This is a genomic window from Thermoanaerobaculia bacterium (assembly GCA_035260525.1).
GTDB lineage: Bacteria > Acidobacteriota > Thermoanaerobaculia > UBA5066 > DATFVB01 > DATFVB01.
This window is the reverse complement of record DATFVB010000184.1, coordinates 1-4,705: the sequence shown is the minus strand read 5'-3', so window position 1 is coordinate 4,705 and position 4,705 is coordinate 1. Positions and strand designations below refer to the sequence as shown.

The 4,705-nt window shown below is 66.1% G+C and carries 5 protein-coding genes; 4 read left to right on the top strand and 1 reads right to left on the bottom strand.

The window, feature by feature from the left end:
- A partial coding sequence (locus VKH46_09150; protein ID HKB70997.1) for a hypothetical protein occupies nt 1–198 on the top strand: 198 nt, incomplete at its 5' end.
- A 209-nt stretch (nt 199–407) separates the two neighbouring features.
- Here VKH46_09150 and VKH46_09145 read toward each other — a convergent pair.
- Nucleotides 408–1,406 (bottom strand): integron integrase, encoded by a 999-nt coding sequence (locus VKH46_09145; protein HKB70996.1) that lies wholly within the window; start codon nt 1,404–1,406, stop codon nt 408–410.
- A 357-nt stretch (nt 1,407–1,763) separates the two neighbouring features.
- Between VKH46_09145 and VKH46_09140 the strand changes: the two genes are divergently transcribed.
- From VKH46_09140 to VKH46_09130, 3 genes are all read left to right on the top strand, one after another.
- Entirely contained in the window at nt 1,764–2,018 is a 255-nt protein-coding gene (locus VKH46_09140) for a hypothetical protein (GenBank protein HKB70995.1), read from the top strand.
- A 204-nt stretch (nt 2,019–2,222) separates the two neighbouring features.
- Entirely contained in the window at nt 2,223–2,951 is a 729-nt protein-coding gene (locus VKH46_09135) for a hypothetical protein (protein HKB70994.1), read from the top strand.
- Nucleotides 2,952–2,956: 5 nt separating this feature from the next.
- Entirely contained in the window at nt 2,957–4,030 is a 1,074-nt protein-coding gene (locus VKH46_09130) for a DUF1573 domain-containing protein (protein HKB70993.1), read from the top strand.
- The last annotated feature ends 675 nt before the right edge of the window (nt 4,031–4,705 follow it).

Genomic DNA, 4,705 nt, shown 5'->3' with positions numbered 1-4,705 from the left:
GTAGAGCTCCTCGAACTCATCACGCCTCTCGGGCAGGAGCTGCCGAATAACGGCCAGAGCTTCGCTGTACCACTGCTGGTATTCCTTCTCGCACTTGCCTTTTACGTGCGCATACCTGGCAGCGCCCTCCTTGTCGAGCTTTCCGGCCAGTTTTTGGTGCTGCAGGCCAAGATCGATGCGTATGTCTTCGCCGAGTGAAGAAAGAGTCTCCAGATCGCGGCGATATCTATCGAGATTCGTTGCCATAACGCTAACGGGCTAACTTTGTATTAGCTGGAGGCTCGCGGTCCGAGATAGGCGGAATCCGGTTCGGCATAGTCGCCCCCCGTCGCCGAGATAGGCGGATCAGGCGTCGGCCTATCCCGATCCGAAATAGGCGGAACCCGGCGCCCCGAAGGGCCCGGCCGCTATCGCGCGTCGAGTGGACTCTTGACACCCCGGCCTCCGGACTGGTTCAGAACATGAGTATAGATCATCGTCGTCGAGACGTCCTTGTGCCCGAGGAGCTCCTGGATCGTCCGAATGTCGTACCCGTCCTCGAGGAGATGCGTCGCGAACGAGTGCCGCAGCGTGTGGCAGGAGACCGGCTTGACGATGCCCGCCAGCCGCGCGGCGTGCCGGACCGATTTCTGGATCGTCGACTCGTGGACGTGGTGGCGGCGACGGGCGCCGTCCCGCGGATCGCGGCTCGGGCCCGGCGCCGGAAACACGTACTGCCAGCCCCACTGTCTCTCCGCGCCCGGGTACTTCCGAGCGAGCGCGTCGGGCAGGAAGACGGCGCCCAGCCCGGCGCGCAGATCGCGGGCGTGGAGGTCCCGCACGGCCTCGAGATGGATGCGGAGCGGCTCCCGAAGCGAGACGGGGAGCATCGTGCGGCGGTCCTTGGCTCCCTTTCCGTCCCGGATCAGGAGCTGATTCAACCCGAAATCGACGTCCTTGACGCGCAGGCGCAGCCCTTCGAGCAGCCGCAGCCCGCTGCCGTAGAGGAGTGTCGCGATCAGGCGAACGCTTCCTTCCAGACGCGACAGCAGATCCAGCACCTCGCCCCGCGTCATGACCGTCGGAAGCCTCGACGGCCGTTTGGCCCGGACGAGATGGTCGAGATCCGGGAACGTCCCTCCGAGCACGGTGCGGTAGAGAAAGAGCAGGGCCGACAGCGCCTGGTTCTGCGTCGAGGAGGAGACCTTCTCGTGCGTCGCGAGCCGGGAGAGAAAGGCGTTGATCTCGGCCGCACCGGTCTCGCGCGGATGGCGCCGCCCGCAAAATCGAACGTAGCGGCGGATCCACCCGACGTACGCCTCTTCGGTGCGGATCGAGTAGTGGCGGGCGCGGAGCTCCGTTCGAACCCGGTCCGAAAGGAGGACGACGGGCTGGGTCGGGGAGGTGGCGGCTACGGGCGGCACCATCGGCGGCTATGATACGCCTTATTTACGCCCGGAGCCGGGAAATCGAGTTCTCATGCTTCGACTCTTCCCATCGCGGAAGGGGCGAATCGGGGACGCCACGGGAAAAGCCCGAATCGCTAAGTTTTTGAGAGCGCGTGAGATCTGTTTCCGGGCTCCCCCGCCTGGTTCGTCGAGCCGCGGCGGGCCGAGAAGAAGCGCTACTCGCCAGATCTCGAAAAATCGACGCTGAAGTCACCGAGCCGAAATCCCCGCGATGCGGAGCGGAAGTGAAGGCATTGCGCGACGACGGCGCGGCGGTCGCGTCGCCAAAGCGCGGCGAGGGGGTGCCCGTGCGTGCGGTGGAGTCGCTCGCCCAGCTTGCGTGAGGAGTGCACGGCCCTCTACAAGCCGCTCAAGGTGTTCTCCGCCGCCGCCGCGGTGCTGGTGGCCGCGGGGCTCGCGCTCGTCGCCCGCTTCTTCTGGTACTACTTCGGGCCGCGCCCGGGCGGCCACGCCCAGTCGCTCGTCGTCGCCGCGATCCTGATCGTCGTCGGCGTGCAGACGTTTCTCATCGCGCTGCTGGCCGACCTCGTCTCGATCAACCGGACGCTGCTCGAGAGACTGCAGGAGTGACAGAGCGCGCCCTCTCCTCCGAAATCGCTTCGCTAGCTTCGCTCAGAACGATCGTTTCGATTCTCGACATTTCGATGCGTGCGCATCATGAATTGCCGCGCTCCAGCGGGTAAGGTCGATTCTGCGTTCTGGGACAGTCGGGTGGCATCCTGAACCTGTCGCCGCCCGGCTCGACGATCACCGGTGCCGGAAATGGAGGATCGAATGAAAAGGATATTGATGAGCCTGGCCGCGATGGCTACATTCGCCGTCGCCCTTCCCTCCTGGGCGGGAAACGGGATCGACGTCAACGGCCCCCATTACAACCTCAACATCATCGGCGTCGAGAACCCGAAGAACCCCGCGATGAACGGAGGCGACGGGCACACGATCTTCGTCGCGCTCGGAAGCAGCGGCCGGAAGACGCCGGCCGACACGGTCGAGACCGACATCTGGCTCACCCCGGGCGACTTCCGGGTCTGCGACGCCAACGGGTTCGACTACGCCTACAAGTGCGACGGCACACAGATCGGCCGGGGATTGTACGGCGCGGTTTTTCAGCTGCCGTGCAACACGGCGGAAACCACGGATTACAGATGCGAGGAGGGTACGGCCTCGGCATCGTATTCGGTCTGGGGGCGCGCGCTCGGGCAACCGGGCGGCAGCGCCGTCATCACGACGTGCGCCTACGACAAATTCACGGATGAAGTCGTCTGCTCTACCGACAACACCGTGGACGTCTTTTCGCGCGGCAGCGGCAAGCAGATCTTCCAAGACGTGACGAAGGAGCTCACGACGCTCCAGGACGTCTGCTTCTATATCAATGCGACGACCGAGGTGTGCGACAAGAGCGTTTCTCTCTTCAACGACGTCCTCGAAGACTATTTCTGGAAGTACGAGAACAAAGGGCTGCGTCTCGCCCAGATTCGCTTCTATCTGAACCCGGCCGAGTAGTGGGGTTGTCTTCCTCTTCCCGGGAGCGGACCGCGAAAGCGGTCCGCTCCGTATTTCTGCTCGGCCGGCATCGGCCGATCGTCGCCCGCGGCGCCGCGGCGATCCTCGCCTCCTTCGCCGCCCTCGCCTCGGCCGCCCCGAACGCGGTGGTTCGCGATCCCGTCCACGACTTCGGCCGCGTCCCCCACGGTGAAAAAATTCGTCACTCGTTCCGGGTCCACAACGCCGGGGACGCTCCCCTCGAGCTGACGGGGGCGCGCATGTCGGATTCCGGAATGACTTCCCAGATGCCTCCGATCATCCTTCCGGGGGAGGACGGCTCGATCGCCGTGGAATGGTCGACGGGCAACGCCGTGGGGACGCTCCGCGGGCGGGTGTCCGTTCTCACGAACGACCCGGCCAGTCCCGAGGTCCCTCTCGTTCTCCAGGGGAAGGTTTACGGGCCTCTCGACGTCGATCCCTTTCCCGCCGTGTTTCTGTCGGCCTTCCGCGATGAAGACGTCCGCCGGGAGCTGACGTTCACCAGCAATCAGCCGTCGCCGGTCGATCTCCGGTTGGCGGCGTCGACCGGCGGGCATTTCCGCGCGACTTTCGAACCGATCGTCGAGGGGAAGACGTGGCGCGTTACGGTGCGGGTCGAACCCGGGACCGCTCCCGGGCGTTACGAGGAATCGCTGCGGCTCCAGAGCGACGACCCGGCGATCGGCGCGGTGCGCGTCCCGGTCCACCTCTTCGTCAAGGCCGACCTCTATGCCGATCCCGATACGTTCGACTTCGGCGAAGTCCCGCTCGAGCGCGTCCGGAAGCAGCCCGGTGTTCTCGCGCTCCTGCGCCAGGCCGTCTTCGTCAAGAAACGGCGCGGCGGTTTCCACGTGCGAACTGTTCGCTCGGACGTCGCCGCCCTCGACCTCCAAACGACCCCGCCCTCGGGCGAAAGCGGCTCCTTCGAGATCTTCGCGGGACTGCGTTCGGATGCCCTGCAGCCGGGAAGCCTCCACGGCACGGTCACGATCGAGACCGACGACCCCGAATTCCCGATCCTGAAGATCCCGGTGCGCGGCCGGATCGTCGAGAAGTAGCGCGGCGCACGCCCGTTTCCGATGTTCGCCAGCGCGGCGTGGCGATGCAACGCGCCGGCTACTTGGCGCTCCGGTCGTGCCCGACCTCAGTTGCGAGAACGGCCAGACGCGAGCCCGGCGGGATGCGGGTCGGCGCCGCGCCGTCCCGGTGAGTCGAGCGCGAAGGGGTCGTCCCCGCGAAAGCGGGGACCCAGAATCCCCTGGATTACTCGCGTCCTCCGGCCGCTCGGATTCTTCGAATTCCCTAACGTTCGCGGGAATGACAAAAAAGCCGTACGGCGACGACGGTGCGGGCGGCGCGCGCCCGCCCGGCTCGATGCATCCGCCTCCGCCGAGGCTTCCCCCTTCGCGTTCGCGCTACCGCGAGACGAGTCGGCGCGACAGGTCGCCGCGCCAGCTACCCGGCGCTTCGGTCGTGCTCGGCGTCAGTTGTGAAAACGACGAGGCGCGGCGAGGCGCGAGCCCGGCGGGATGCGGGTTTCCGGCCGGCCGGGAAGACGTACCGAAAGCCGTACGTCGAGCGGCCGGCCGGGAAGACGCGCCCGCCCGGCTCGATGCATCGCCGCGCCCGCCTCCCCTAGTACCATTTGCCGGGGGGGCGGTTCAGTACGGTCGCATCCTCCAGCACGGCGAAGACCTTCTCCGAGTCGTCCGCCACCGAATAGAGGATGCGAT

What these genes read in the sequence shown, in the direction of transcription:
- VKH46_09135 (HKB70994.1), top strand. Translation starts at nt 2,223, where the DNA reads ATGAAAAGGATATTGATGAGCCTGGCCGCGATGGCTACATTCGCCGTC.
- VKH46_09145 (HKB70996.1), bottom strand. Translation starts at nt 1,406, where the DNA reads ATGGTGCCGCCCGTAGCCGCCACCTCCCCGACCCAGCCCGTCGTCCTC.